The sequence below is a fragment of the Arthrobacter sp. EpRS71 genome, assembly GCF_001512285.1.
GTDB lineage: Bacteria > Actinomycetota > Actinomycetes > Actinomycetales > Micrococcaceae > Arthrobacter.
In genome coordinates, this window is record NZ_LNUV01000006.1 from 2,530,642 (window position 1) to 2,555,832 (window position 25,191).

General features: G+C 63.4%; 30 protein-coding genes. 15 read left to right on the forward strand and 15 right to left on the reverse strand.

Translation table 11 applies throughout. The features are described 5' to 3' along the window. The first annotated feature begins 1 nt into the window (after position 1). The 5 genes from AR689_RS22140 (at position 2) to AR689_RS22160 (ending at position 4,278) form a co-directional block, all read left to right on the forward strand. Entirely contained in the window at positions 2-214 is a 213-nt protein-coding gene (locus tag AR689_RS22140) for a heavy-metal-associated domain-containing protein (protein ID WP_062073676.1), read from the forward strand. Beyond that, positions 211-1,203 carry a DUF8832 domain-containing protein gene (locus AR689_RS22145; RefSeq protein WP_062073679.1) on the forward strand — a complete coding sequence of 331 codons (993 nt, stop codon included), beginning with the start codon at positions 211-213 and terminating at the stop codon, positions 1,201-1,203. The genes AR689_RS22140 and AR689_RS22145 overlap by 4 nt, the downstream gene beginning before the upstream one ends. A gap of 70 nt (positions 1,204-1,273) precedes the next feature. Beyond that, on the forward strand, positions 1,274-3,589 hold the full coding sequence (locus tag AR689_RS22150; RefSeq protein WP_062073681.1) for a heavy metal translocating P-type ATPase: 2,316 nt from the start codon (positions 1,274-1,276) through the stop codon (positions 3,587-3,589). A gap of 23 nt (positions 3,590-3,612) precedes the next feature. Next, positions 3,613-3,861 (forward strand): YHS domain-containing protein, encoded by a 249-nt coding sequence (locus AR689_RS22155; protein WP_062073683.1) that lies wholly within the window; start codon positions 3,613-3,615, stop codon positions 3,859-3,861. A gap of 84 nt (positions 3,862-3,945) precedes the next feature. Then, complete coding sequence (locus tag AR689_RS22160) at positions 3,946-4,278, forward strand: metal-sensitive transcriptional regulator (RefSeq protein ID WP_062073685.1); 333 nt, start codon at positions 3,946-3,948, stop codon at positions 4,276-4,278. Positions 4,279-4,765: 487 nt separating this feature from the next. On the opposite strand, the gene AR689_RS22165 is transcribed toward AR689_RS22160, so the two are convergent. The 3 genes from AR689_RS22165 to AR689_RS22175 all read right to left on the reverse strand — a co-directional run bounded on the left by AR689_RS22165 (position 4,766) and on the right by AR689_RS22175 (position 7,610). Beyond that, positions 4,766-6,091 (reverse strand): MFS transporter, encoded by a 1,326-nt coding sequence (locus AR689_RS22165; protein WP_062073687.1) that lies wholly within the window; start codon positions 6,089-6,091, stop codon positions 4,766-4,768. 69 nt (positions 6,092-6,160) lie between these two features. Then, positions 6,161-6,691 carry a carboxymuconolactone decarboxylase family protein gene (locus tag AR689_RS22170; RefSeq protein ID WP_017197922.1) on the reverse strand — a complete coding sequence of 177 codons (531 nt, stop codon included), beginning with the start codon at positions 6,689-6,691 and terminating at the stop codon, positions 6,161-6,163. A gap of 79 nt (positions 6,692-6,770) precedes the next feature. Next, positions 6,771-7,610, reverse strand: coding sequence for a DUF8832 domain-containing protein (locus AR689_RS22175; RefSeq protein WP_062073689.1), 840 nt, complete (start codon positions 7,608-7,610; stop codon positions 6,771-6,773). A 733-nt stretch (positions 7,611-8,343) separates the two neighbouring features. Here AR689_RS22175 and AR689_RS22185 point away from each other — a divergent pair. Then, complete coding sequence (locus AR689_RS22185) at positions 8,344-8,676, forward strand: metal-sensitive transcriptional regulator (RefSeq protein ID WP_062073693.1); 333 nt, start codon at positions 8,344-8,346, stop codon at positions 8,674-8,676. Between the two features lie 161 nt (positions 8,677-8,837). On the opposite strand, the gene AR689_RS22190 is transcribed toward AR689_RS22185, so the two are convergent. Further along, complete coding sequence (locus AR689_RS22190; protein ID WP_062073695.1) at positions 8,838-9,353, reverse strand: hypothetical protein; 516 nt, start codon at positions 9,351-9,353, stop codon at positions 8,838-8,840. 6 nt (positions 9,354-9,359) lie between these two features. Further along, positions 9,360-9,617 (reverse strand): hypothetical protein, encoded by a 258-nt coding sequence (locus tag AR689_RS22195; RefSeq protein WP_062073697.1) that lies wholly within the window; start codon positions 9,615-9,617, stop codon positions 9,360-9,362. A gap of 108 nt (positions 9,618-9,725) precedes the next feature. On the opposite strand from AR689_RS22195, the gene AR689_RS22200 reads away from it, so the two are divergent. Continuing rightward, positions 9,726-10,310, forward strand: coding sequence for a TetR/AcrR family transcriptional regulator (locus tag AR689_RS22200; protein WP_062073699.1), 585 nt, complete (start codon positions 9,726-9,728; stop codon positions 10,308-10,310). Between the two features lies 1 nt (position 10,311). Here the strand turns inward: AR689_RS22200 and AR689_RS22205 are convergent, their stop codons facing one another. From AR689_RS22205 to merA, 7 genes are all read right to left on the reverse strand, one after another. Beyond that, entirely contained in the window at positions 10,312-10,722 is a 411-nt protein-coding gene (locus AR689_RS22205) for a four-helix bundle copper-binding protein (protein ID WP_062073945.1), read from the reverse strand. Positions 10,723-10,844: 122 nt separating this feature from the next. Next, entirely contained in the window at positions 10,845-11,723 is an 879-nt protein-coding gene (locus AR689_RS22210) for a F510_1955 family glycosylhydrolase (protein WP_062073701.1), read from the reverse strand. Between the two features lie 88 nt (positions 11,724-11,811). Beyond that, positions 11,812-12,429 (reverse strand): DUF305 domain-containing protein, encoded by a 618-nt coding sequence (locus tag AR689_RS22215; RefSeq protein ID WP_231745632.1) that lies wholly within the window; start codon positions 12,427-12,429, stop codon positions 11,812-11,814. Positions 12,430-12,573: 144 nt separating this feature from the next. Further along, positions 12,574-13,053 carry a DUF6153 family protein gene (locus AR689_RS22220; RefSeq protein ID WP_062073704.1) on the reverse strand — a complete coding sequence of 160 codons (480 nt, stop codon included), beginning with the start codon at positions 13,051-13,053 and terminating at the stop codon, positions 12,574-12,576. A 98-nt stretch (positions 13,054-13,151) separates the two neighbouring features. Further along, on the reverse strand, positions 13,152-15,296 hold the full coding sequence (locus AR689_RS22225; protein ID WP_062073947.1) for a copper-translocating P-type ATPase: 2,145 nt from the start codon (positions 15,294-15,296) through the stop codon (positions 13,152-13,154). A 65-nt stretch (positions 15,297-15,361) separates the two neighbouring features. Beyond that, complete coding sequence (locus AR689_RS23610; protein WP_062073706.1) at positions 15,362-15,667, reverse strand: heavy-metal-associated domain-containing protein; 306 nt, start codon at positions 15,665-15,667, stop codon at positions 15,362-15,364. 288 nt (positions 15,668-15,955) lie between these two features. Next, positions 15,956-17,386 (reverse strand): mercury(II) reductase, encoded by a 1,431-nt coding sequence (gene merA / locus AR689_RS22235; protein ID WP_062073707.1) that lies wholly within the window; start codon positions 17,384-17,386, stop codon positions 15,956-15,958. A 103-nt stretch (positions 17,387-17,489) separates the two neighbouring features. Here merA and AR689_RS22240 point away from each other — a divergent pair, with 103 nt between their 5' ends. Together AR689_RS22240 and AR689_RS22245 are read left to right on the forward strand one after the other, a co-directional pair. Then, positions 17,490-17,879 carry a heavy metal-responsive transcriptional regulator gene (locus AR689_RS22240; RefSeq protein ID WP_062073708.1) on the forward strand — a complete coding sequence of 130 codons (390 nt, stop codon included), beginning with the start codon at positions 17,490-17,492 and terminating at the stop codon, positions 17,877-17,879. Positions 17,880-17,918: 39 nt separating this feature from the next. Continuing rightward, positions 17,919-18,500, forward strand: coding sequence for a DinB family protein (locus tag AR689_RS22245; protein ID WP_017197955.1), 582 nt, complete (start codon positions 17,919-17,921; stop codon positions 18,498-18,500). Between the two features lie 904 nt (positions 18,501-19,404). Here AR689_RS22245 and AR689_RS22250 read toward each other — a convergent pair. The 3 genes from AR689_RS22250 to AR689_RS23215 all read right to left on the reverse strand — a co-directional run bounded on the left by AR689_RS22250 (position 19,405) and on the right by AR689_RS23215 (position 20,784). Then, entirely contained in the window at positions 19,405-19,728 is a 324-nt protein-coding gene (locus AR689_RS22250; protein WP_017197957.1) for a hypothetical protein, read from the reverse strand. Between the two features lie 25 nt (positions 19,729-19,753). After that, a complete protein-coding gene (locus AR689_RS22255; RefSeq protein WP_017197958.1) occupies positions 19,754-19,948 on the reverse strand; it encodes a hypothetical protein in 195 nt (64 codons plus the stop codon). Between the two features lie 659 nt (positions 19,949-20,607). After that, positions 20,608-20,784, reverse strand: coding sequence for a hypothetical protein (locus AR689_RS23215; protein WP_156424667.1), 177 nt, complete (start codon positions 20,782-20,784; stop codon positions 20,608-20,610). Between the two features lie 517 nt (positions 20,785-21,301). On the opposite strand from AR689_RS23215, the gene AR689_RS22265 reads away from it, so the two are divergent. The 6 genes from AR689_RS22265 (at position 21,302) to AR689_RS23465 (ending at position 25,180) form a co-directional block, all read left to right on the forward strand. Next, a complete protein-coding gene (locus tag AR689_RS22265) occupies positions 21,302-21,739 on the forward strand; it encodes a hypothetical protein (RefSeq protein ID WP_062073710.1) in 438 nt (145 codons plus the stop codon). 79 nt (positions 21,740-21,818) lie between these two features. Continuing rightward, the gene (locus AR689_RS22270; protein WP_017200553.1) at positions 21,819-22,094 is read left to right on the forward strand and encodes a hypothetical protein; all 276 of its coding nucleotides are present in this window, start codon (positions 21,819-21,821) and stop codon (positions 22,092-22,094) included. 75 nt (positions 22,095-22,169) lie between these two features. Next, on the forward strand, positions 22,170-22,520 hold the full coding sequence (locus AR689_RS22275) for a DUF8317 domain-containing protein (protein WP_062073711.1): 351 nt from the start codon (positions 22,170-22,172) through the stop codon (positions 22,518-22,520). A 578-nt stretch (positions 22,521-23,098) separates the two neighbouring features. Continuing rightward, entirely contained in the window at positions 23,099-24,007 is a 909-nt protein-coding gene (dprA, locus tag AR689_RS22280; protein WP_062073712.1) for a DNA-processing protein DprA, read from the forward strand. A gap of 78 nt (positions 24,008-24,085) precedes the next feature. Next, a complete protein-coding gene (locus AR689_RS22285; protein WP_062073713.1) occupies positions 24,086-24,478 on the forward strand; it encodes a hypothetical protein in 393 nt (130 codons plus the stop codon). Between the two features lie 561 nt (positions 24,479-25,039). Beyond that, complete coding sequence (locus AR689_RS23465) at positions 25,040-25,180, forward strand: hypothetical protein (RefSeq protein ID WP_017200349.1); 141 nt, start codon at positions 25,040-25,042, stop codon at positions 25,178-25,180. Positions 25,181-25,191: the final 11 nt, after the last annotated feature.

Below are 25,191 nucleotides of genomic sequence, written 5' to 3' on the forward strand. Positions count from 1 at the left end.
CATGAACACCACTGAATTCCAAGTCACCGGAATGACCTGCGGACACTGCGAGATGTCCATCCGCGAAGAGGTCCTGGAAGTGCCCGGCGTCGAGTCCGTGGACGTCAGCCATCAGAGCGGCAGGCTCGTGGTCACCGGCACCGGGCCGGTCGAGGACGCGGCTGTCCTGGCCGCCGTGCAGACTGCCGGCTACCAGGGGGTGCGGTCGGCGTGAACGCAGCCGGACGACTGGGTGCTTACGCGGCGGGGCTTGCCGTGATTTTCACCGGTGCCTTCGCGGGCGCGGCGGCCCTTGTGCCGGAACAAGCCGTAGCGGCCTGGACTCACTCGGAAGGTTCCATGGACGGGCACGCCGGGGCCGGGCACGCAGAACAACCCACGCCTGATGCCTCCTCCACGGCCGGCTCTCCGGTCCAGGGCGTAACCTCGGAACGAGGCGGTTACCTGCTGGGGGACATTACCGCACCCACAGCCGTGGGCGCAGACGGGGAACTGGCGTTTACCATTACCGGCAAGGACGCCTCCCCGGTCACCGGGTTCGAGGCTTCGCATGAAAAGCGGGCTCACCTGATCGTGGTGCGTTCGGACGGGACGCATTACCGTCACGTGCACCCTGTCATGGACGACGCCGGGCGGTGGTCCCTGCCGTGGCGGTGGGAGGCCGCTGGTACGTACCGGATTTACGCCGACGTCGTCCCGACCGGCTCGGACGGGAATGTGACGCTGACCCGGACTGTGGATGTAGCCGGTTCACTCGAGCCGGCGGCACCGGAGGTCTCCGCCACCGCTGAGGTCCAAGGGTTCCAGGTCTCTCTTCAGGGCGATCTGCAGGCAGGATCACCGTCGGATCTGACGGTCAGCGTTAACCGCAGCGGGCAGCCGGTAACAAACCTGCAGCCTTACCTGGGGGCTTATGGGCACCTGGTGGCTCTGCGGGCAGGCGACATGGCCTACTTGCATACCCACCCTGAAGGTGCCGGGCCGGGTCAGGGCGGGGTCTCCGGGCCAGAGGTGAAATTTGCGACCACGCCCCCGACGCCGGGCCGCTATTACCTCTACTTCGATTTCCAGGTAGACGGAAAGGTTCACACCGCCCAGTTCACCGTCGACACCACCGGATCACCCCGAGCTGCGACCGCACCTACCCCCGATCAGGCACCCACCGACGCCGGCACAGCCGACGACGGACACGGCGGGCACTGACCCATCCCACTAGCCCCCAAGGAGCCTGACCCTGACAGGTCAGGCCCGCACCGGGAGAAAGTAGTACCCCATGTCTGCATCAGCAGCCAGGCAACCTGCGCCAGAACTCGACATCGAGCTCGAGATCGGCGGGATGACCTGCGCCTCGTGCGCCAACCGGATCGAACGCAAACTCAACAAGCTCGATGGCGTCATCGCTTCCGTAAACTACGCCACCGAAAAAGCCCGTATCACCGCTCCTGCCGGATACGATCCTCAGGCCTTGGTCGCCGAGGTCGAAAAGACCGGATACTCCGCGGCCCTGCCCAGCGCCCGGCGGGAACAGCAAAACGAGGAAGACGACAACCGTCCCGACGCTGAACTTAGGTCGCTGAAACACCGGCTTATCGGCAGTGCCGTGCTCGCGATCCCCGTCATCGCCATGGCAATGCTCCCTGCCCTGCAGTTCAATTACTGGCAATGGCTTTCCTTGGCGATGGCCGCCCCGGTGATCCTCTGGGCGGGCTGGCCCTTCCACAAAGCCGCCTACACCAACCTGCGCCACGGTGCCGCGACCATGGACACCTTGATCTCCATGGGCACCACAGCTGCGTTCCTGTGGTCCCTTTACGCCCTGTTCTTCGGCACCGCCGGGACGCCGGGGATGACGCATCCCTTTGAACTGACCGTTGCTCCCACTGATGGTGCGGGCAACATCTACCTGGAAGTCGGCGCCGGGGTGATCCTGTTCATCCTGGCAGGCCGCTACTTTGAGAAGCGTTCCAAGCGCCAGGCCGGGGCAGCGCTGCGCGCCTTACTGGAGTTGGGCGCCAAGGACGTGGCCGTGCTGCGCGACGGTGACGAGATTCGCATCCCCACCGATCAGCTGTCCGTCGGCGAAGAGTTCATAGTCCGTCCCGGCGAGAAGATCGCGACGGACGGCGTGGTCGTCAGCGGCCGCAGCGCGGTCGATGAGTCGATGCTCACCGGCGAATCGGTGCCTGTGGAAGTCGGCGCCGGCGACACAGTGACCGGCGCCACCGTCAATTCCGGTGGCCGGCTGGTCATCCGCGCCACACGCGTAGGTTCGGACACCCAGCTGGCGCAAATGGCGCAACTGGTGGAGAACGCCCAGTCCGGCAAGGCCGAGGTCCAGCGTTTGGCTGATCGGATCTCGGGTGTGTTCGTGCCCATTGTGATCGCAGTCGCTGTTGGCACACTGGCCGCCTGGCTCGGCGCAGGCTTCCCGGTAACGGCGGCATTCACAGCAGCCGTGGCCGTTCTCATCATCGCCTGCCCGTGCGCCTTGGGATTGGCCACGCCAACGGCACTGTTGGTCGGCACCGGCCGGGGAGCCCAGCTGGGCATCCTGATCAAGGGCCCCGAAGTGCTCGAATCAACCCGCAAGGTCGACACCATCCTGCTCGATAAGACCGGTACTGTCACCACCGGCAAGATGACCTTGCGGGGCGTGCACACCGCACCCGGCACCAACCCTGACGAACTGCTCCGCATCGCCGGAGCCTTGGAAGATTCCTCCGAACACCCCATCGCCCAAGCGATAGCACGCGGTGCCACCGAACGTGTCGGGGACCTGCCAACCCCGGAAAACTTCGCGAATGTCGAAGGACGCGGCGTTCAAGGCGTGGTCGATGGGCACCTGGTGATCGTGGGACGTGAATCCATGCTCGCTGACTGGTCGCTGACGATGCCGGCCGATCTTGCCAGGGCCAAGGCTGAGGCCGAAGCAGCCCGCGAGACGGCAGTAGTCGTAGCTTGGGACGGGCAGGTCCGCGGTGTGATCACCGTTGCCGACGCGATCAAGGACACCAGCGCCGAAGCCATCGCGCAATTCCGCGCCCTTGGTCTGACGCCGGTGCTGCTCACAGGCGACAATCGTGTCGTCGCCGAACAGGTCGCCGCCCAGGTGGGGATCGAACAGGTCATCGCAGAAGTCCTGCCCCAAGACAAAGTCCGTGTTGTCACGGACCTGCAGAAGCAGGGCAAGGTCGTGGCCATGGTCGGCGACGGCGTCAACGACGCCGCGGCACTTGCCCAGGCGGATCTGGGCCTGGCCATGGGAACCGGGACGGACGTGGCCATCGAAGCGGCGGACCTCACCTTGGTCCGAGGAGATCTACGTGCTGCCGCCGACGCGATCCGGCTTGCCCGTAAAACCCTGGGCACGATTAAAACCAACCTGTTCTGGGCCTTCGCCTACAACGTAGCCGCGATACCACTGGCCGCCCTCGGGCTGCTCAACCCCATGCTGGCCGGAGCCGCCATGGCATTCAGCAGCATCTTCGTGGTCACCAACAGCCTCCGCTTGCGCTCCTTCAAAAGCCACGCGGTAAACCAGTCACCGACCGCAGCCCGCTCCCGCGCGCCGCAGCCGGTCGACGCCTAACCCACCCCGAAAGGAAAACCACCATGGGAAGCTGCTGCAGCCCCTCCGCCAAGGACACTTCGACAGAGGACCTGACTCTCACCCAACGTCCCCCACAAGACAATGACGCAATCGCCCACTGCCCGGTCATGGCCGGCACGCCCGTAGTCAAGGCCGCAGCCGAGGCCAGCGGCCTCTACCGTGACTTCGAAGGAACGCGCTACTGGTTCTGCTGCGCAGGCTGCGGACCGGCCTTCGACGCCGACCCGGCCAAATACACTCACGCCGGCTGACGCTCCCACAGCAAAACGCATTCTGGGCGCGGTGACCTTGAGTCACCGCGCCCAAGGTCTACCACCGGGCATCAGGAGACAGCTATGTACCCGAACGCATCCACGGCCAGACCGGCGGGTCATCTGTGCGGCGGCAGCCCGCAGGACACCGGCAACAAGGCCCGCTACGTTGCCCGCCTCAGACGAATGGAGGGCCAGGCTCAAGGAATCGCCCGGATGTTCAACAGAGAGCAGTATTGCCTCGACATCCTTACCCAGGTCTCCGCCCTGAGCGCAGCATTGCGCAGTCTCGGTCTCGGACTGGTCGATGACCACATGAAATACTGCGTCCTAGGCGCCGTGCGCCAAGACCCCAGAACTGTCGAGACCCTCCTTCGAGAAGTGTCCGAAGCCATTGCCCGCTTACGTTGCGGCTAGACCGAACGGCGCGAATCTTCGCCCCGGCGCCCGACCCCTCCCCGCAGCGGGGAACTCATCTGCCGCCCCGAAACGGCTCCGGCACTGGTAGCTAACCGTTGAGAATCTCAGCAGTGAATGCAGGACGGCGGAACCTCCAACCGCAGGACGCAACGGGAACCGCACTTCAGGTCCAGGCAGTGGCGAGGCGTCTCATGGCAAGAAGCCCCCATCTACGGGACCACAAACTTCCTGAACCCCATTGGAGCACGCGCCCCATGCCCGGTACCTCTTCTGCCTCAGCAGCAGAACAGTGCTGCTGCCAATGTAGCCGACCGGCAACGAATTCCATGCCGTCAGCAAGGGCTCTGAAGGCTCTGTGGACGGTGGTACAGAACCCTCAGCACCTTCGATAGACGAACCGTCATTGTGACGATGCCGGGCACCGGAACCCGCAAGGGTCCCGGTACCCGGCTCTAGTTACGTCGGAAACCGACGTTTTCTTCGTTCAGGAAATACGTACACAAGAGCACTGTCCCGCGGCCAGCGTGCCCTCTGCCACCCCGGTTTCTGCGACCGTCTTTACGTGACTTGTCGCAGTCTGGGGGTGGACCGGGGCCGGAATCACGTCGTCGTGGTGTCCATCATGGCGCGGCCACAGGTAGAGGGCAGCTGCTGCTCCTATGACGGTGAGGATTGCCAGCGCAGACCACGTGAGGGTTAGGCCGGCGTTTGTTCCGAGCCAGCCGGCAATGGGATAGGTAATCAGCCAAGCAAGGTGAGAGAGCGAGAATTGGGCTGCGAAGACCTCCGGTATCCGGTTCGGTTCACCCGCAGCACGGAGAACTCTTCCCGTCGGGGTGATGATCATCGCCATTCCGGCTCCGATGACCACCCAGATGATCGCTGTGCCAGCCCAAGTAGGGACCCCTGCCGCACTGAATGTGAGCGCCCCTGCGGTACCGGCCACGAGAACGGCGGCGCCGCTCAGCATGACAGTGCGATCGGCGACCCGGTCCAGTACACGGGGGAGTGCCAGCGCGGCCATCAGAGTTCCACCACCAGAGGCTGCCATCATCCAGGCCACGTCGGACTGGGAGCCGCCTAGTTCATCGCGGACGTAGTTGACGGTGTTGACGATCACGATCGATCCGGCCGCTGCGACAACAAGGTTAAGCGCCATGATGCCGCGCAACCGAGGTGTCCTGACGAACGTTCTGATTCCTGCCGCAGCCCTGTCCCAAGCGCTGGTGTGGGCGCTGGGTTGGGCGTTGGGGATGCGTGCGGACATCACGAGAAACGCGGAGACGACGAATCCAACTGAGGTGCCCAGGAAAAGCCAATTGAAGCTCATGAAGCTCAGCGCGACTGCGGCAAGCACGGGACTGAGCAGGCTCTCCATGGTGTAGGCGACCTGGGAAGCGGACAGGGCACGCGTGTAGGCGGCTTTGTCGGTCACGATATCGGGAATCACCGCTTGGAACGTCGGCGTGAACGCCGCTGACGCTGACTGCAGGAGGCCGATCAGGAGGTAAATATGCCAAACCTCGGTGACAAAGGGCAGCGCAAGGACCACTGCAGCTCGAACCACATCGAGAGTGATGAGGAACGCCCGGCGGGGCAACCGGTCAACATATGCGGCAGCCAGCGGTGCGATGATCACGTACAGGACCATCTTGATTGTCAGTGCGGTTCCGAGAACCTCGCCCGCGCGCGGGCCAGCGAACTCGTAAGCGAGCAGGCCAAGGGCGACCGTCGCCAGGCCGGTGCCGAACAGGGCGATGACTTGGGCGCTGAAAAGATGGCGGTAGTCGCGGATTGCGAACAAACGCATGGTTTTCCTTTCATCCATGCAGGGGACAGGCCCTCAAGAGGCCGCCCGCGAAAGTGAGGCTTCAGACTCCTACGAGGCTGGATTGGGTTCGGGTCTCAAGCCGGCGACCAGGTTGAAGGCGCCTGTGAGGATGTTCAGAGCCACGATGCCGACGACATCGACGATTTCACGGTCGCTGTAACCGTGGTCCCGCAACCCGAGGATCTGCTCATCGGTGATTCCCTGTGGGTCGCGGTAGATACGGAGGCCCAGGGCGATGATCGCTGCAATCGCCGGGTCGGCCGAGGTGCCCGCGCGGGCGAGGCCGATTTCGTCCTCCTCGATTCCAGCTGCGCGGGCTGCGTCAACATGTGAGTCGAGGCAAAGGCCGCAGCCTTGCTGGACCTGGACAGCAATGGAAATACGCTCGCTGATCTTGCGGTTCAGTTTTGCGCGTTTCATCGATCGGCTGAGCTGAAGATAGCCGCCCAATACAGCTGGTGAATGCGCCATCGTGGAGACCATGTCCCCAACTCGGCCATGGCGGGAGACCAGGTCCGAGAGCAGATCGCGGGACGTGCCCACCGCCGTAGCGGGGGTTAGTTGGGTAAGTCGAGACATGAGAATCCTTCAGGAGGTGTGCGGCGATTGGATTAGTTGATGCCTTCGATGGTTGGCTTCACCACGCCACCGGTGGAGGTCAGACGTGGTGATGCGACCCGTGGTTGCCATGGGATTCCTCGCCGGGCTTGCCCGGACGTGTTCCGGCCTCTGCGGCCAAACCCTCGGCGACGGTAGCTGTGGCCCGGGCCGTGAACGGCGCGGTGATAACGGCGCCCTCGTGCTGGAAATCCAGATGCAGACGGTACAAACCAGCTGAAGGTGCGACGGCCATGAATGAGACTTCCGGGCCCGGCGGGGTTGTTCCGTCACCAGGTTCTCCCTCGGGATGGACATGAAGATAGGCCAGGTCTTCAGCGCGAAGTGCCACCAAATGCCCAAAGGCGCCAAGATATGGCTGCAGATCCGTCACCGGTTGTCCGTTCCTGGTGACACTGAAGGTAAGTTCGCTCGCCTCTCCGGGAAGGAGCCTGCCCTCAAGCGTGACGGTGTAGCCGCCGACTTCCAGGCTCTGTCCAATACCGGGAATCGGTTGTGGGATGTACTCGCCGGAGACGGAGGCTTCGATACTCAAAGTCATGGGCCCGTCGTGCCCGGACGGGTTGAAGTCCGTGAAAATCCGCCAGGGTCCAGGAGTGAATTCCAGATCGATGGTCCACGTCCCCGACTGGTCCCTGATCGGGTGGACATGCTGGAAGCCAGTCATGTCACGGCGGATGGCGATCAGGTGCAGTTCTTTCTCATGCGTGGGTGTGAACTCGTTCACCGGCTGTCCGTCAGGGCCAACAATGCGGAAAGTTATCGTCTTTGTTCCGCTGCCGAGTGGGCGGGAATCGAAATCCAGTGTGTATCCATGCTCCGAGAGCATCAGGCCGCCGGCTCCTTCAACACTGTGGCTGCTGTGGCTGATGTCAGTCATTTCGTCTCCTCTTTTCTGCATTTGACGCTTGCTTGGGAATGTGGTTTTGGACGTATCCACGAGGGGCTGGCAACGGTACTTCGAACCAGCCGGCGCAGGACGCGGATGCTCGTCCCAACTGTCGGAAACTCGGCCACAACATTTGCCAGTAAATCCACTGCCATTCGTCCGCGCCCTCGCTACTGCTGATCCGCCGCTCACCATCTATACCCCCAGGGGGTATTGAATAAAGTGACCATACCCCATGGGGGTATAATTGGCAAGACTGGAATGCGCTGGGTCGAGCATCCACGGGCTCATGAAAAAGGAGCAATCTTGAGTTTCCCCGCGCGGAGTTATACCCTTAGGGGGTACCTGTAGTGAAGAGGGAAAGCGAATGAACTGGCCCAACAGCGTGACTGTAAGCGTCATCTTGGACTCTCCAGGGCCAAGCCCTGCGCGATGGTCGCCGCGCTGGCCAATCCCAAGTACCGGCTCTGGTGCGGCATGATCTCCGTATTCACGCCATTTAAGGGCGGGGCAGCTGAATCGTCCACCCCTTGCCCCGGCACCCTGCACGAGCCCGGAAGCGAAAACCTCGCAAGTACCATGAATAGGGCGATTCGCTGGGCGTCGGCCTGTCTTTTCCGGTGCATGGTCGAACTGACAGTGAAATCTCTGGAAAACGGATCACCCCGCGACGGCACGGGATCCTCGCACCCACTACCATCTACGGCTACCCCAAAGGAATAGAATGACCACCAAACAGCTGCCTCCAAGCCCCGAAGCAGGGGCCGAGAGCCACGCAAACCACGGCTATATCACCGACAAAGAGCGGTACTTGGCGCGCCTCAAGCGGATAGAGGGCCAGGCGCGGGGGATCGCGCGGATGGTCGACGAGGAACAATACTGCATTGATATCCTTACCCAAGTTTCAGCGCTGACCTCGGCCCTGCGCGGCGTGGCCCTGGGGCTGCTCGATGACCACATGAAGCACTGCGTTCTCGATGCCGCCCAACTCGGCGGAGACGCAGCCGAGGCCAAGCTGCAAGAAGCCTCCGATGCCATCGCCCGCTTCGTCCGGTAGCTGCACGAAGCGCTGAGTAGGCCGCCCCCCCAGAGCCTGCAACCCCGGCAGGGTGCATATTGAGCCTTGCCCCCTGGGAGTGCCCGTGATTCAAAGACACGAATGGTCCGCCCACTCGCCCGGGGTGGAGCCCGCTCGGCTTAACTGCCACGACCATCGAGTCAGAGCGTGGATTGGGTGCCGGCCTGCTGCCGCTTCTTCTGCCCGTAGCGGGTCATCCCGCGGGGCTTGTAAACAGCGAGGATGGTGGCCAGCACCAACACGACGAGAGCCCCGCAAGTGTGCAGCAGTGCGGAGGGCATCTGCACTCCGGACATGACCGGGTCCGCTGCGATCTTCGCCAAGGGATCGATGGTGTGGGTGTAGAGGACGAGTACAAGGGTGGCGACGGAGGTGAGGATAAGCTTCAACAGGACCCAGTAATGCTGAAAGAGTCCCCATTTTGTTCCAAGGGTCAGGGCTGTTCCGGTCAGTAGGGAACCCAGGGCCAGCGGAATAAGCAGCGACCACACTGTAGCGTCCAGACCCAGCCATAGTAGTCGTCCCAGTTCTGGCTGTTTTCCGCTGAGCGCTGCGATGTCGAGGACCACGAACACGGCAACTGAGCCGGCCCAACCCAACGAACAAATGACGTGCAACGTCAGCAGAAACTTCCTGATGGCGACGCTGAGGACCATCAGAGGCTACGCTGCACTGACAAGAAGCCCAGGCTCCGTGGGACGGCCACCTGATGTCGCGCTTGTTGTACTCTCCTGGGTGCCGAGCCCGAATCCGTGCCTGCCCGGCCCGTGCTCTCCACCGCTAAGGACCATTACGGCTACAGCCACCAAAAGCAGGATGCCAGCGACGATGGCTGAGACCTTAACCCACCGGGGCGGCCCCGTGAACGTGTCCGTCTTCTCGCCCCTGTTTCCCGTCGGAACTCCCGAACCTTCGCTCATCGCGCTCTCCTGCCCTCGCCCGTTGCGACATGCAATTCTTCTTTACGAGACAGTATGTCTCGGAAGCGTCAATCTGTCTACGTAGATGACAAAGCGTATGATCTATGCATGCCGAAGCTGTGGAATGAAACCATCGAAGAGCATCGAGGAGCCGTAAGGGACGCCATCTTGAATGCCGTCGCCGGCGTTGTTGCTGATCATGGTCTATCCGGGGTGACGATGTCGCAACTAGCCCAGGACGCCGGCATCGGACGGGCGACGCTGTATAAGTATTTTCCCGATGTGGAGGCGGTCCTGGACGCGTGGCATGAGCGCCACATCAGTTCCCACCTGCAGCAGCTCGCCCGGATCAGAGACAGCACTGCCGGGGGTCCATGGCGGACGCTCGAAGAGGTCCTGGGCGCCTACGCGCTGATTGCTCACACCGGACATGGCGGCGAACAGGCGATGCGGCTGCATACCCGTCCACACGTCGGCCACGCCGAACAACACCTCACCGGTTTCCTGACAGATTTGCTGGTCGAGGGCGTGAAAGAGGGCGTGGTCCGGACTGATACTGCCCCTGAGGCGTTGGCGGCTTACTGCCTGCACGCCTTGGGGGCGGCATCGGGGAGGGCCCCTGCTGACGTGCGACGGCTCGTCGGGATCACCATGACCGGGCTACGGCCTGAGGTTCAGCAGTCCACCATGTGATTCAGGTGAGAGTGGAAAGCAGGTTCGCGCAGGCGGTCTCGCAGCGCCGGCAGGCCTCAGCACAGATTTTGCAGTGTTCGTGCATGTCGGCGTGCTGCTCGCATTCTTCGGCGCAAACGGTGCAGGCGGTCCGGCAGGCTTCGAGCATTGCGCGGACAATGTTTGTGTTGGTGTCGGTTTGGCGACTGAGGATGGTGCCTGTGGCCCCACAGATATCGGCACAGTCCAGGTCGGTGCGGATACAGGTGGTCAGTTCGGCGACCATGTCTTCACCAAGACAGGCGTCGGCGCAGGAACTGCACACTTGGGCGCATTCAAAGCAGGCCGCGATACATTCGGCAAGTTTCTCCTTGTCCATGCCGCCCGCGGCTCCTGGGTGGGAATTGATCATCGCGCTGATGTGGTGGGTCATTGCCAGCTCCTGTCCGGGATGGGCGTGAAGGCCGGTGGACCCGGCCATCACGCCCACCCTAGACCTGGTCCATGCAGCCCGCCAGATGCCATTCCTCAGCCTGGTCGGAGGTGGTCATCGGTTCAGACTGCGTCCATGGGGCGGAAACTTGTGCCGCCGTCCGTGGACACAACGATCCCGTCGGAAGTGGCGGCCCAGATCCAAGGTTTCCCATCTTTGCCCTTGAGTGCTGCTATGGCCATCACCTCACCATCGACCCGGCCCTGCTTTGTCCAGCTCGCACCGGCGTCTGCCGAATAGTACGTGGTCCCGTCAGGGGCGACCCCGGCTGCTTCGTCGGGGTTGGCGAAGGCGGCGTATTGGATCACCGGTCCAGCCTTGTCGAGCGACCAGGTGGCTCCGCCGTCGGTGGAGCGCTGGATTCCCTCGGTGGTGGTGCCCAGTACTGTGTCGCTGTCCGGGTGGCCGGCCAGGACTGCCGGTGCGAACCCGGCGGCCACGGTGTTCCAGGTTTGACCGTCTGCGCTTTGGCGTAATTCACCGTCGTACGCGAGGATCCCGGTTTTGGTGGCGGTCATGGCGTGGAAGTCGGACTGGCCTTGCCGTGAGAGTTTCTCCCAGCTCTGTCCTCCGTCGGAGGACTTGAGGAGCCCGAGTGGATTGGGCAGGTCAGATCCGGGACCGGGGTGCCCGGAGGCGTAAAAAATCCCGTCCTTTCCAGCGGTGAAGCCCATCAGGTCGTTCGTGCCACCGATCTTTGTGGCAGGCTGCTTGGTCACGTCGAAGAGCCCGTCATGGGTGGCCAGGAGTACCTGACTGGTGTCGGGGTTCACGGTCAAGCCGTGGACGTGGCTGCTGGGCAGGGCCTTGTCGCTTGGTTCGATCGTGGGCGCTGTGGTCGTGGGTGGGCTGGTCGGGGTGCAGGCTGTCAGGGCAAGGATCAGCGCTGCGCCGGACAGCAGGACGCGGCGTCGCCACGCCGCAGGAGTGAAGGAATGCATGAGAGAGCTCCAAGGGGGGGGCAAGGGAACGCGGAAGGGAGGGCCGGCCCCGCGTGATTGGTGCAGGACCGGCCCCGTCAGGGAGTGGCTAGAGGCTGGCCAGCAGTGTCTGCATTTCCTTGATCTCGGTTTCCTGGGCAATGACGATGTCCTTGCTCAGCTGGACAGCTGCGGTGTCTTTGCCGTCCGTGGTCTCGGTCTTGGCCATGGTCACTGCGCCCTCGTGGTGAGCGATCATCTGGGTCAGGAACAGCTTCGCAGCTTCCACACCTTGGGCAGCTTCCAGCTTGGTCATGTCCTCGGCGCCCATCATGCCGTCCATGCTGTGCCCGGTGGGCATCTGCGTGGCTTCACCCCAACTCTGCAACCAGCCGGTCATCTTCTCGATCTCCGGTCCTTGCGCGTCCTTGATGCGGGTGGCCAGGGCGGTGACCTCGACGGGGATATCCTGCTTCTTGAGGATCATGTCGCTCATCTCCACGGCCTGGGTGTGATGCGGAATCATCATCTGGGCAAACATCACGTCAGCGGAGTTATGAGCCCCGGCTGAGGCCGGGGTTGACGGGCTGGACGAGCCGCTGCCGTGGTCCATACCAGGCATGGAGGTCGCTGAGGAGCCGGAACTGCCGGAGGAACCGCAGCCCGCGAGGGCGATCACCGCGGCGACGGCAGTAGTTGCGAGAGGTAAAAACTTCTTCGTGTTCATCACTATCAGGTCCTTCAAAGTTGTTTTCGGGGACGCAAAGGCGTCCATAAAAAGGGGGGAAGCCATCAAAGATGCGCCGGAAGGACAGGTTCCCTTCCGGGTCGCAAGGAATGTCCCGGTTTCAGGCCGGGCGACTCCGACCGTCTATGTTCTGCTGATGGAAAGCTCACCCGGTGAAGGACTGCCGGGACGGTAGGGCCACTGGTTCCAGACCAGGGTGGTGGAGGCGTGCGCCTGGGCCGCCAACGAGGGCGTCTCGGCGGGTACCGGCGCAGCAAGGACACCGGCTGCCGCGGAGGGGATACAGGCCGCGCTCATAAAATGCTCGCTGGAGCAGCCCCCTGAGCAAGAGCATTGAGCCGGGGAGGCTGCGCCGTTAGCGACAGGCAACTCCTGCAGGGAACCGGGCCCGGATGATGAGGACTGGTGTCCGACGTGCCCTGACGTGACAGGAGCCGACGCGGCCCGGACAGACAGGTCTCCGGGAATCGTCGCGCTCGAGTGCGCTGAGTGGGTCCCGGTCATGACGTGCATGCCCAGGATTCCGGTGATGATGGCCAGGACCGCGGCCAGCAGTGTCGCCGTGAGCAGGGCGGATCCCGCGATGGTGCGTTGTGCGGCCATGCTGGTCTCCCTCCCTGCGTACTGGTTCTTCAAGGCTACCGGCACCAACGCCGGGGTCCGCGGGGGACGGGTGCGTCGGTGCCGGTGGCACTAAGTGGTCAACGAACCTGCGAGGGGTTCAGTTTCACTCGCCGGAGTAGTTGGGCGTTGAGGGCGACCACAATCGTGGAAACGGACATCAGCACCGCCCCGGCCGCCGGGGACAGGACAACCCCGGCGAAAGCCAGGACGCCAGCGGCCAGCGGGACGGCTATGACGTTGTACCCGGTGGCCCAGACAAGGTTCTGCCACATTTTGGTGTAGCTCGCCCTGGACAGATCCACCATGGACAGCACTGCCCGGGGGTCGTTGCCGGCCAGGATGACCCCGGCCGACTCCATGGCAACGTCCGTGCCGGCGCCAATCGCGATGCCCACCTCTGCCCGGGCAAGTGCCGGGGAGTCGTTGACCCCGTCCCCGACCATGGCCACTTTCAGGCCCCGCGCCTGCAGCTGGGCTACCTTCTTGTCCTTGTCGGCCGGAAGCACCTCCGCGAAAACCTCATCAATGTTCAGTTCCGCGCCCACTGCCGTCGCGACCTGCTGCGCGTCGCCGGTGATCATGGCTACCTTGATGCCCCTGCTTTGCAGCGCTGCCACGGCCTGCCGGGACTCGGGCCGGATCGCGTCCTCAAGACTGACCGCGCCCAATATGCGGTCCCCGTCGATGACGTGCAGCACGGCAGCTCCCCGGCCCATCCACTCCCGGGTCGAAGCGGCCAGGGATTCCGGCTCGCTCAGCCCCAGTTCGCGCAAGAGCGCCGGGCCACCGACCTGGACGGTGCGCCCGTCAACCGTGGCCCGTACACCCCGGCCGGTCATGGAAGAGAAGCCCGCAGCGGGCGGGAGGTCCAGGTTTTTGCTCTGGGCAGCCCGGACGATGGCCCGCGCCACGGGGTGTTCGCTGTCGGACTCCACTGCCGCTGCCAGGGCCAAGAGATCATCAGCGGCACCGCCGTCGATGGTTGCCACGTTCCTTACCTCGGGTTCTCCCTTGGTCAGGGTGCCGGTTTTGTCGAACAGGACGACGTCGATGGTGCGCATCCGCTCCAGGGCGATCCGGTTCTTGATCAGCACCCCGGCCTTGGCGGCCTGTTCAGTGGAAATCGCAATCACCAGTGGAATGGCCAGGCCGAGCGCGTGCGGGCAGGCGATCACCAGCACAGTCACGGTCCGTGTCACCGCTTCGGGCAGGCTTCCCAGCAGGATCCACGCAATGAACGTGATCACCCCGGCGAGGGTTGCGAAGTAGAACAGGAACGCTGCTGCCCGGTCCGCGAGGGCCTGGGCCTTGGAAGAAGAGGCCTGGGCTTCGGCTACGAGCCGTTGGATGCCGGCCAGCGCCGTGCCATCACCGACGGCTGTCACGGTGACCCGGACTGTGTTGTCGGTGGCAACGGTCCCGGCCACGACCGGGTCACCTTCAGCGCGCAGCACTGTTTTGGATTCACCGGTGATCATTGATTCATCGAACTCGGCGCGTCCGTCAACGATGGTGCCGTCGGCGGGCATCCGGGCCCCGGACCGGACCAGGACGACGTCCCCTTCCCTCAGTTCGGACACCGGGACGGTTTCCACGCCGGCATCGGTGACCCGTTCGGCTTCGTCCGGAAGGAGGGCCGCGAGGGCGTCCAATGCGCCTTGTGCGGACCCGAGAGCTCTCATTTCGATCCAGTGGCCAAGCAGCATGATGGCAACCAGCAATGCCAGTTCCCACCAGAAGTCCAGATCGAAGTTCCCGATCCGCAGGGTGGTGGCCCAGGACGCGACGAACGCGACAGTGATGGCCATGGAAATCAGCAGCATCATCCCGGGCTGCCGGTTCTTCAATTCATTGATCCCGCCCTTGAGGAACGGCTGTCCTCCGTAGAGGAAGATCACCGTACCCAGGACCGGTGGGATCCAGGCCGAGCCCGGGAACTCCAGGGGCATGTACCCCAGCAGGTGCCCGAACATCGGGCTGAAATACACGACCGGGACCGAGAGTGCCAGCGTCAGCCAGAACCTGTCCTTGAACATTGCCGTGCTGTGCCCGGCATGCTGTCCGTGGCTGTGCACGGCATGATCGTCGGCCCCGTCGTGTCCCTGATGGCCGTGTTTTTGATGTTGTGGTGCCGCGCTGGTGGCGTGGTGTTCGGTGAAGTCCGCTTCGGCTTCGCCGACAGGGGCATGGTGCCCTGCGGGGTGATGGGAGTGCTCTGTCATGGTGTGCTCCTCCAGTGACGGCCGCGCAGCCATCATTAAGGGCGCGCAGGGCCGTGGTTTTGGGATTAGCTCTTGGTCAGGCTGTAGCCAGCCGCGGTAACGGCGTCCTTGACCGCGGACGGTTCGGCGGATCCGGTAATGGTGAGGCGGGAGACTCCGCCCGGAGCAAGGTCAACGGTGGCGGACTCTACGCCGTCCACGGCGGAGACCGAACGCTGAACGCTGGCCACGCAGCCTCCGCAGGTCAGTCCTTCAACGCTGTACTCAACGCCCTCTCCGGCGAAAGGAGCAGAGAGGGTTTCAGCGGAGCAGCAACCGCAGCCCGACGAGGAAGAAGTCAAGGGCAGTTCGGTGCGTGATGGTGTTTGCATGTCAGTTCCATTCATTGCAGAAGATGCGATGGGTGCTGTGGTTGAACGGCTGTAAAGAGGAGCCCTGGGCCCTCCGCGACACGCCTCTCACTGACAACACTAACAATATACCCCCAGGGGGTATAGTTTGCAAGAGGCCGTGACGGGCTCGCCTCGGCCAGGAGCCGCAGCAACGGCACGGAGAATTCAGGTTCGATCACGGACCGTGAAGGGGACATCAGGTCACCGAGGGCCGGGTAGTCGGTGGTTTTCATGGGATTGGCTTTGTTGATGTTCGAGGCCGCTCTTTCAGGCGCAGCAGGAGAGCTTGGAGACGTCGGCGGTGAAGGCTTTGCAGGCGAGTTTGATGCCCTCGGCCATGGTCAGGTACGGGCTCCACATGGCGGCGACCTGGGCGGTGGTCATGCCCGCCTCGAGGACGTAAACGCCGGCGGCAGCGAGTTCCCCGGCGTCCTTGGCCACGGCGGTGAGGCCCAGGATCCTGCCGGTATCACGGTCGGTGACGACCTTGATGAAGCCGCGGGTGTCGCGGTTGACCAGCGCCCTCGGGACATTTTGCAGGGGCAGGATCCTGCAGTCACAGCGGATCCCGGCATCGACCGCGTCCTTCTCAGTCATTCCGACGGCGCCCACAGCCGGGCTGGTGAACGTCACCCGGGGCAGGTGCCGGTAGTCGACCTCGGCCACGGCGTCGGTGAAGGCGTTCTCCACGGCCAATGTGCCGTGAGCCGCGGCGACGTACACGAACTCCCTATGTCCGGTCACGTCCCCGGCGGCCCAGATCCGCGGGTTGGAACTGGCCAAACGCGCATCGACCACAATCTCGCCGGACGTGCCGGTCTTTACACCGACGGACCCAAGGTTCAGGCCGTCGGTGACGGGCCGGCGGCCCATGGCCACGAGCAGCCGGGCGGCCCGGAAGACTTCGTGGCCTCCGGCCACGGATGCGGTGGCGACGGCCTCGCCCGTTGACTCGTCCATGGTCACGGAATCCACAATGGCCCGCCGGACCACCCGGATCCCCTCGTCCGCGAAGACTCCGGCCAACGCCTTGGATACTTCCGGTTCCTCCTGCGAGGTCAACCGGGAGCGGACCAGCATGGTGACCCGGGTGCCGAGCCGGGAGAAGAGCTGTGCCTGCTCCAAGGCAACATAGCCCCCGCCCAGGATGAGCATTGATTCCGGGACCTGGCCCAGTTCCATCGCCGTCGTCGAGGTCAGGTAGCCGGTCTCGGCCAGTCCCGGAACGGGCGGTGCCCATGGTGCGGAGCCGGTGGCCACGAGGTAGTGTCCGGCCTCGATCGTTGTCACGGCACCGCTCGGTGAGGTGACCTGGAGCAGCGGCGCTTCCTGGCTTCCAGTGAACGCGGCGTCCCCTTCGACCATGGCCCAGCCATAGTCCGCGGCCAGATCGATGTACTTCTCCGTCCGCATGCTTTCAACAAGCGCGGCCTTGCCCCCGATGAGGGCCGGAATGTCCACGGGGCCTGTCGCGGCCATGATGCCGGGGAAACGGGCCGAGTCCAACGCCACGTGACGGGCATCCGCGGCAGCCAGAAGCGCCTTCGACGGCACACACCCGGTGTTCACGCACGTCCCGCCCACCGTCCCGCGCTCCACCATCACTACCCGCTTGCCCAGCCCCGTGGCACGGATCGCGGCCGCAAACGCCGCTCCACCGGACCCAATGATCGCAAGATCGAACCCCTCGTTGCCCATCCCGTCTTCCTTCCCCGTGACTTGAAAGTTCCTATGGCACCATCATGAACCTTCCAGTACAGTGGAAGGTCAAGTCGGGCGGCCACTGAAAGAATCAGCGCACATGAGAATCGGACAGCTTGCGGAAGCAACCGGGACCACGACCAAGACCCTGCGGTTCTACGAGGAATCGGGTCTGCTCCCGCCCGCGGAGCGCATGGCCTCCGGGTACCGGGACTACACCGACGATGCTGTGGGACGGGTCGGGTTCATCCACCGCGGCCAGGCCGCCGGGCTCACCCTCGCCCAGATCGGCCAGATCCTGAGGATCCGCGAGCACGGCCAGACGCCGTGCTCGCACGTCCGGGACCTGCTAGGCGAGCGGCTGCGGGAACTCGATGCCCAGATCGCCGAGCTCCTTGCCCTCAGGGAAACCATCTCCCAACTCCACGCCCAGGCCGCTGAACCAGAACCGGACACGTGCTCCGCTGACGAGGTCTGCCGCTACATCTAAGATCAGCAAAATCCAGGCGTCAGGAGCGCAAGGCACGGCATGGAACCAACAAAGACGGAAATCCTGGCCGGCTACATCCGTGCCAGCCATGACCTCGATGCCTGGCTGAAGAACGCCGGGGACGCGGATCTTCGGAGACGCAGCAACGGAACCCGTTGGACCAACGAGGAACTGCTCTTCCACATGGTTTTCGGCTACATGGTCGTCCGCGCCCTGCTTCCGCTGGTCCATGTCATCAGCAGGCTCCCCGAACCAGCCGGCAAAGCTTTTGCCGCGGTCCTGAATGCCGGGACACAGCCCTTCGATGTCGTGAACTACTGGGGCTCCCGCGCTGCTGCCCTCGTCTACAACAAACAGCGAATGCGCCGCAAACTAGACAAGACCATAAGCGCAATTTCCCGCAGACTCGAACGCGAGAGTTTCAAGTCCTTGGCAAGAACGATGCCATTCCCGGATCGGTGGGATCCTTTCTTCATGCCGACAATGACACTCACCGACGTCTACGCGTACCCGACACTCCACTTCGACTTCCACGCCCGGCAACTGTCCCTAAGCCAGCCTCCCCAGATAAGCCATCAAAAGCCAGACTCTGACAAGCCACCGGGACCTCCGGTTACATGACGTGAGGCGCTATGAAAACAAAACTGCTGCATTCGTTGACTGCCCCAGAGACTGAACTCGTATGCCGGATCTACCCCGTGCCAAGCGGCATGGCCGGCGTTCCGACCGTCGATCGGGTACTGGAAGCGCTGAGAAACCGTGGACTCTGACAGCCCGAACCGGTGCTCCTGTTGCGGACGGCAAATGAAGCGCCACAAACTTCACGCGCTCGGCCATGAACCCGCCTATATTTGCCGGCGATGCGCGCTGTGGATCGCCCTGCGCCCCGGACATGACTCCAAGCCAGGCACCTGAAGTCCTATTCCAGGCCTGGAGGAAACTTTCAGCTCAATGTCTCGAAACCTTTTCGTCTCAAAACACTCGGGATCCGAGATGATCGTGGCAATACAGGACTTCGAGGTTGGATGACGGCCGAGTAGTGCCCTCACTAATGGACTAGCTGGGCGATAAGTGACGACACCTGTCGCGCACAATTAACTGACCTTTGACATGGGAAAAGTCACCCCGGGTCGTGCTGAAGCCGAACAGAATATCTCGTCAGCGCCTTGCCCTGGCGTGACCATAGGCTCCACCGTCCTTCTGCTCGGAGATCATGATCCGGTACCAGCGAACTTCGGTTCAAAAAGCGTCACACCGGGCGAGGCAGACGTCGCAAGGATGCCCTTCACGGCCTTCGGTGGCATGCCCCAAGGGACAGGCTCACTCATGGCGTCACGGTCCGGAATGACTTGACGAAGTCCAGTGAATGTACCCGTCCCATTTGGGCTCTGCCCAAATCCCGCCCGGAAGGGCAGCAGGGCCGGGGAAGGTCTTGACGAGCTTCGCCAGGGCAACCGCAACCGGTGGTTGCAGTGCCAGCGGAATGGACTCGTCCATGCGCCCAGCTTAAAGCCCTGCCGCTGAGCTACCAGGTCACCGGTTGCTCAACAGCGAAACGCACGGGGGATTCGCTGTTGACCAGGTTCGCTGGTTCAGGGCTCATGACGGACATGGTGATCTGATCGATGAAGTCTTCGATGTCCGCTTCGGGAGCGCCTTCACGGGGCTCCATGGGGCCGGGCCGGCCAACTTCGAATCCGGTGATCTCTTCGTTCTCGTCCTTGCACACCAGCAAAGTTTCGTGAACTTCGTTCGCGAAACCTTCGGCAGTCTCCTGATCCGGGAAGCCCTGGATCTCCAGCTCGGCGCTCTTGTCTTCTTTCTGGACGTTCACTTTGAAACCAAGCATGCTGCTCCTTTGAGTGTTGCTGTGTCTAGTAGCGCTGCGGGTCCGGGCGTCGCATAATCTGAGCCGCGTTTCCTACGCAGACCACGCCGGAAACCATCAGGATCACGGCAGAGGCAATGAGATACCAAGTGCCGCCGGTCGTCAGGGCGCAGTAGAGGCCGTACACAAGGAAGCCAGTCCCCAAAAGCGCCCAGGTCAGCGCTGCTTTCTTCTTGTCCATGGCCTCAGCCTAAAGGACCAGAACGGACCTTCGCTGCGCTGCGGCCTGCAAAAGCACTTCTTTGCCTTACATGCGGCTGGGTTGTTCTCCGTACAAGGCCACTGATCGTAGCCGTCCGGGGGCCCGACCCGTCAACCCACGCAACCGGGCAATCCCGCGCGGTCGCTGCACTCCCTTATTTCGCGGAATTCCCCGGTCACTCTTCGGGGTTGACGGCCCACCCTCGACCGGCTGCGACGTGGGGGCCTCGCACGGCGGGGCAGGAAGGAGGTGGCTACATGAGCATCGACGAAGCGATCAAGCTCGCGACTTCGGTCGTGAGCCTGATGACAGCTGTCATCGCTCTACTCTCCATGCGGAAAGCGCGCTTAACAAGAAAACGCTCCCGAGCTGCAACTCGGAAGCGTAAGCGTAAAGCAAGGAAGTAGGTGTAGCTACGAAACACGGTGGTCGTGACCGCTTCGGTTGCGGCCACCGGCTCCTTCTCAGACTAAGTCCTACTCACCGATAAGGAAACCTCATGGAACCACTGGACATCGTGAACTTCGTTCTCTCACTCACAGCACTGGGAGCGGCGATGCTGGCGTACCGCGCCAACTCCAAAGTCCCCAAGGGCTAGACCGGATCGGGGCGGGTCTGCCAGACGGCGGGCCCGCCCCTTACTGGGCCAGGGCGCCCAGACCTGCCCACACGAACCACACCAGCAGCCCCAGGAGCGATAAGCCGCCAAAGACCACGGCGAAGACAAGCCCGCGACGTTTCCGACGGAGGTTTAGATCAGGACCGTAGTTATTCCTGTCTCTGCCACCGTGCCGGTACTTCGGCAAATCGCTCATTCATCCTCCAGCTGCCCAGTAAGAGCGCTTCGAGCCGTCCGGTTTAGGACCCACAGTCAGTCTCACCTTCTGACATCTTCACCGTACCAACCAACCCAGCCTGACAAGAGTCAGGAGAGAGCATGCTCGCAGGGCTCGCACCCCTTTGGGCGTCCACTCCGCTTCGCTCCGTGGCCGGCTGTTGGGCCCGGTCCCGACGTCGCAGAGCTCCGCCGTGCCCGGTCCTGTGTGTCTACGACGTTTTTTGGCTGCTGTCCTTCGGATTCTATGTGTCCGCTCCACCCCGTCTAGCCCCTCCGCAGGCTCCGGGGCCTGCGGTGCAGGAAATGTCCCTCCGGCGCTCCTGCGTCGCTTATTTCCTCCGGGAATTTCCCACACCTTGCCCAAGGGTAGACAGGCCTCCGTCGGCCACAGCTCCGCAAGCTTCGCCAGCAGCCAAAAAACAACGGGGGAGGAAGAAAGCAGATGGCCGGGTCACACCGCTCCCTCACCAATCCTCTGCAAAGGACACAAAACCATGAACGCAATCAGCGTTGAGACGATCACGACCGAGGACACCGGCGAAACCATCCACGGCGTCACCGTGTTGGGTGATTACCACATGAATGGCGGTTACGACTGGATGGAACTCATCGGAGAACACGGCTGGGTAGTGATCCCCAGTTGGGGATCTGACGGCTGGGACCTAGGCCAGTGGCCCCTTGTCATGGTCGCCGGAACCCGCACCGCCGACGCAATCGGCAACCTGTTCGGCATGGCCACCTACTGCGAGGGAGACGTGAAAACGACGTTCTACCGGACGAAGGCCCGGTACTGGGACGCGATCACCGAAGAGGCTTTTTCCCATTGGAAGAACGGGCAAGCCCACGACCCGGAAGACCTGCCCGAAGCCGCCGCAGAGCTTCCCAGCCGCTACCGCATCCCGCCCACGTTCCAAACAGCAGCCGCCGCCTAACAGCCCTCGACTCCTTGCCGGGCGGACCCCCGCCGCCCGGCAAGGCACCAAACCCGCCACCAGCAAAGGACCAAGGACAATGCCAGAAAACCGCAGCATCGCCAACAGCCCGGCCCAAGCCGGGGTCTTCCTCGAAACCCTCGCCGCAATCGTGGAGAAGTCCCCCGTGGCCTACAGCGCCAGCGCAGCCGGAGACCTCGCCGCGCACATCCGAGGCATGGCCGCAGCCGTCAACACCGAGGCCCATGTGAACCCCGCCGAACTGGACACCACCCGGCAATACGCGGCACTGGACTGGCACAACGAAGCCATAGCAGTCCTGTTCTCCGCAGAACACCGCCCCACCTTCCACTAGCAGGAACTGAGAACCGCTGTACTGCCCGGCCAGAGCCGGGCAGTACATCCCCCACCACGTCAAAGGAGCCAGCACATGAGCAACGCCACCACAGCCCCCAAAGGCATCACCGCACTGATCTACCGCGACGCCCTGGGCACGGACTTCTCCAATCAGGGCATTTCCGCCCGCGTCATGGAGGTAACCGTCATCGGCGAGGGCATCGACCCCGTTTTCGAAGCCACCGAGGAACGGCCCGCCGTCCGACTCGTCAAAAACGAGAGCTTCCACCGCGAAACCGTGACCCACGCCGAGCCAGTCGCCCCGGATGACGAACCCGCCCCGTGGTACATGTTCGGCGGCACGTTCATCTTCAGCAGCGACTCACGATTCCGACGCGCAGCCGGACAATACGGAGCCATCCCGCTCCACGACCGCCGCGAGTAGACCGGAGGGTGGGCCGTTCGCCTTTCGTGGGCGGGCGGTCCGCCGCAGGTGGCCGGCTCTTGTGGGTGGTTGCCGGCGACGGACCGCCGTTCCCGCCCAAGGGCCGGCACCACTCACCTGGTGCGTGCGGCAAGCCCGGGCCGGGATCGGCCTGGGCGGATCCCCCGCGGACCAGGGAGAGCATGCTCGCGGGGCTCGCACCCCTTTGGGCGTCCACTCCGCTTCGCTCCGTGGCCGGCTGTTGGGCCCGGTCCCGACGTCGCAGAGCTCCGCCGTGCCCGGTCCTGTGTGTCTACGACGTTTTTTGGCTGCTGTCCTTCGGATTCTATGTGTCCGCTCCACCCCGTCTAGCCCCTCCGCAGGCTCCGGGGCCTGCGGTGCAGGAAATGTCCCTCCGGCGCTCCTGCGTCGCTTATTTCCTCCGGGAATTTCCCACACCTTGCCCAAGGGTAGACAGGCCTCCGTCGGCCACAGCTCCGCAAGCTTCGCCAGCAGCCAAAAAACAACGGGGGAGGAAAGAAAGCAGCTGGCCGGGTCACACCGCTCCCTCACCAATCCTCTGCAAAGGACACAAAACCATGAATGACCGCATTGCACGCGCCGCCCTGACTCGCCTTTTCGATTCCCAGGACTCCACCGGCCGGGCGCTTGTCCACGCCTTGGGCGCCTACGCGGCCCTGAGGGTAGCAACCGGGGCGCAACCGCCCCACACCTTCCGCCACATCACGGAAGTGGAGTTGAACGAAGGGCTGCGCCGCTGGGCGCAGCGGATCCCTGACGTGGACGCAGAAAGGGATCTTGCCACCATTGAACGACTGGGCGGAGGTTTCCTTATCCCCGGTGACGAACACTGGCCCATCGGCCTCGATGATCTGCCTGATGCCCCGTATGGGCTTTGGTACGTCGGGAACATCACCCAGGGGATCCCCGCGGTACAGCGCGCGGCCGCGTTGACTGGTTCCCGCGATTCCACCAGTTACGGCGCAGCTGTTACCGGTGAGATGGCCCATGGACTGGCCCAGCGTGGAATCTGCATTGTCTCCGGCCTGGCCTACGGCATCGACGCGCACGCCCACCGTGGCGCGCTTGCTGGCTTTACCGGCACCGGACCGGCGACGATCGCGGTTGCAGCCGGAGGCCTTGACCGGGTTTACCCGTCAGGTAACGCGGACCTCGCGGCCGCGATCAGGGCCGACGGTTTGGTCGTCTCAGAGCAGCCCCCCGGAAGCGCGCCTACGCGTTACCGCTTTTTGCAGCGGAACCGCATCATTGCCGCCCTCGCCGGGGTCACCTGTGTTGTCGAAGCCCGGTGGCGTTCCGGCGCGCTGAACGCCGCGCACCACGCCGAAACCATTGCCCGGCACGTCGCGGCAGTACCCGGAAGCGTGCACAGCGCGAACTCGGCAGGCTGCCACAGGCTCCTGAAAGAAGGCACGGCAGCACTGGTTTCCGACGCCGCAGAACTGGCCGAACTACTCGCCAGCTAGACCCACCGGTGGCCGGGATACCCGTCCCGGCCACCACCCCATTCGTAAAACCACCCCATTCGTAAAGGAGACAGAACCATGACTGAAAGCCCCGAAACCCAACAGGCCACAGAAGAGATTGAATGGTTTCCCGCGCGTGAGCTGGTGGATGCGATGAAAGCCGAAGGCCTGGAGCTTCACGTCGAACAAACCGGCGGAGGCACCGCCACCTTTTTCCTTCAGAGCGAAGGCAGCCAAACCTTCACGGTTGGCCCCGGATCATTCAGCTGGAAGAACCCCCTGGAATCCAGGTTCACCACCGCTGAGCTCTACTACGGCCCGGAGCACTACGACGACGACGGCGAACCGGTGGAGTTCTCCGCCGATGAAGAGAAGACCGTTACGCCGGGAACACCGATGGCTGATATCGCCCACGAAATCGCCGTAAACTTCCGCCGATTCAACACCCGCCCGACCGACAGCGCCACATAGGCAGGGTGGGCCGTTCGCCTTGTGTGGGCGGGCGGTCCGCCGCAGGTGGCCGGCTTTGGTGGGTGGTTGCCGGCGGCGGACCGCCGTTCCCGCCCAAGGGCCGGCAGTGCTCACCTGGTGCGTGCGGCAAGCCCGGGCCGGGATCGGCCTGGGCGGATCGGCGGGGGACCAGGGAGAGCATGCTCGCAGGGCTCGCACCCCTTTGGGCGTCCACTTCGTGGCCGGCTGTTGGGCCCGGTCCCGACGTCGCAGAGCTCCGCCGTGCCCGGTCCTGTGTGTCTACGACGTTTTCTGGTTGCTGTCCTCCGGATTGTAGGCGTCCACTCCACCCCGTCTAGCCCCTCCAAAAGCAGTCGGGGCCAGCGGCACTGGAATTCTTCGACGGCGCTTCGCTTATTTCCTTTCGAAGATTTCCAGCACCTTGCCCTGCGGGTAGACAGGGCTCCGCTGGCCGCCAAGCAAGCAAGCTTGCCAGCAACCAAAAAACAACGGGGGAGGAAAGAAAGCAGCTGGCCGGGTCACACCGCTCCCTCACCAATCCTCTGCAAAGGACACAAAACAATGAACACCACAGAACCCCAGGAACCGGCGTTTCAGCACAAGACGGACGCGGATTGGTTCTATGCCTTGGACATGGACAACGCCGAGGATCGCCGCCTCGCCAACGGCGGGCATGATCCGCTCACTGACGGACCTCTCTAGAAGGGCAAGGA

Bases quoted from the DNA above. Each gene is read 5' to 3' on its own strand.
- AR689_RS22140 (WP_062073676.1), top strand. From the start codon at position 2: ATGAACACCACTGAATTCCAAGTCACCGGAATGACCTGCGGACACTGC.
- AR689_RS22150 (WP_062073681.1), top strand. From the start codon at position 1,274: ATGTCTGCATCAGCAGCCAGGCAACCTGCGCCAGAACTCGACATCGAG.
- AR689_RS22155 (WP_062073683.1), top strand. From the start codon at position 3,613: ATGGGAAGCTGCTGCAGCCCCTCCGCCAAGGACACTTCGACAGAGGAC.
- AR689_RS22160 (WP_062073685.1), top strand. From the start codon at position 3,946: ATGTACCCGAACGCATCCACGGCCAGACCGGCGGGTCATCTGTGCGGC.
- AR689_RS22165 (WP_062073687.1), bottom strand. From the start codon at position 6,091: ATGCGTTTGTTCGCAATCCGCGACTACCGCCATCTTTTCAGCGCCCAA.
- AR689_RS22170 (WP_017197922.1), bottom strand. From the start codon at position 6,691: ATGTCTCGACTTACCCAACTAACCCCCGCTACGGCGGTGGGCACGTCC.
- AR689_RS22175 (WP_062073689.1), bottom strand. From the start codon at position 7,610: ATGACTGACATCAGCCACAGCAGCCACAGTGTTGAAGGAGCCGGCGGC.
- AR689_RS22185 (WP_062073693.1), top strand. From the start codon at position 8,344: ATGACCACCAAACAGCTGCCTCCAAGCCCCGAAGCAGGGGCCGAGAGC.
- AR689_RS22190 (WP_062073695.1), bottom strand. From the start codon at position 9,353: ATGGTCCTCAGCGTCGCCATCAGGAAGTTTCTGCTGACGTTGCACGTC.
- AR689_RS22195 (WP_062073697.1), bottom strand. From the start codon at position 9,617: ATGAGCGAAGGTTCGGGAGTTCCGACGGGAAACAGGGGCGAGAAGACG.
- AR689_RS22200 (WP_062073699.1), top strand. From the start codon at position 9,726: ATGCCGAAGCTGTGGAATGAAACCATCGAAGAGCATCGAGGAGCCGTA.
- AR689_RS22205 (WP_062073945.1), bottom strand. From the start codon at position 10,722: ATGACCCACCACATCAGCGCGATGATCAATTCCCACCCAGGAGCCGCG.
- AR689_RS22210 (WP_062073701.1), bottom strand. From the start codon at position 11,723: ATGCATTCCTTCACTCCTGCGGCGTGGCGACGCCGCGTCCTGCTGTCC.
- AR689_RS22215 (WP_231745632.1), bottom strand. From the start codon at position 12,429: ATGAACACGAAGAAGTTTTTACCTCTCGCAACTACTGCCGTCGCCGCG.
- AR689_RS22220 (WP_062073704.1), bottom strand. From the start codon at position 13,053: ATGGCCGCACAACGCACCATCGCGGGATCCGCCCTGCTCACGGCGACA.
- AR689_RS22225 (WP_062073947.1), bottom strand. From the start codon at position 15,296: ATGACAGAGCACTCCCATCACCCCGCAGGGCACCATGCCCCTGTCGGC.
- AR689_RS23610 (WP_062073706.1), bottom strand. From the start codon at position 15,667: ATGCAAACACCATCACGCACCGAACTGCCCTTGACTTCTTCCTCGTCG.
- merA (WP_062073707.1), bottom strand. From the start codon at position 17,386: ATGGGCAACGAGGGGTTCGATCTTGCGATCATTGGGTCCGGTGGAGCG.
- AR689_RS22240 (WP_062073708.1), top strand. From the start codon at position 17,490: ATGAGAATCGGACAGCTTGCGGAAGCAACCGGGACCACGACCAAGACC.
- AR689_RS22245 (WP_017197955.1), top strand. From the start codon at position 17,919: ATGGAACCAACAAAGACGGAAATCCTGGCCGGCTACATCCGTGCCAGC.
- AR689_RS22250 (WP_017197957.1), bottom strand. From the start codon at position 19,728: ATGCTTGGTTTCAAAGTGAACGTCCAGAAAGAAGACAAGAGCGCCGAG.
- AR689_RS22255 (WP_017197958.1), bottom strand. From the start codon at position 19,948: ATGGACAAGAAGAAAGCAGCGCTGACCTGGGCGCTTTTGGGGACTGGC.
- AR689_RS23215 (WP_156424667.1), bottom strand. From the start codon at position 20,784: ATGAGCGATTTGCCGAAGTACCGGCACGGTGGCAGAGACAGGAATAAC.
- AR689_RS22265 (WP_062073710.1), top strand. From the start codon at position 21,302: ATGAACGCAATCAGCGTTGAGACGATCACGACCGAGGACACCGGCGAA.
- AR689_RS22270 (WP_017200553.1), top strand. From the start codon at position 21,819: ATGCCAGAAAACCGCAGCATCGCCAACAGCCCGGCCCAAGCCGGGGTC.
- AR689_RS22275 (WP_062073711.1), top strand. From the start codon at position 22,170: ATGAGCAACGCCACCACAGCCCCCAAAGGCATCACCGCACTGATCTAC.
- dprA (WP_062073712.1), top strand. From the start codon at position 23,099: ATGAATGACCGCATTGCACGCGCCGCCCTGACTCGCCTTTTCGATTCC.
- AR689_RS22285 (WP_062073713.1), top strand. From the start codon at position 24,086: ATGACTGAAAGCCCCGAAACCCAACAGGCCACAGAAGAGATTGAATGG.
- AR689_RS23465 (WP_017200349.1), top strand. From the start codon at position 25,040: ATGAACACCACAGAACCCCAGGAACCGGCGTTTCAGCACAAGACGGAC.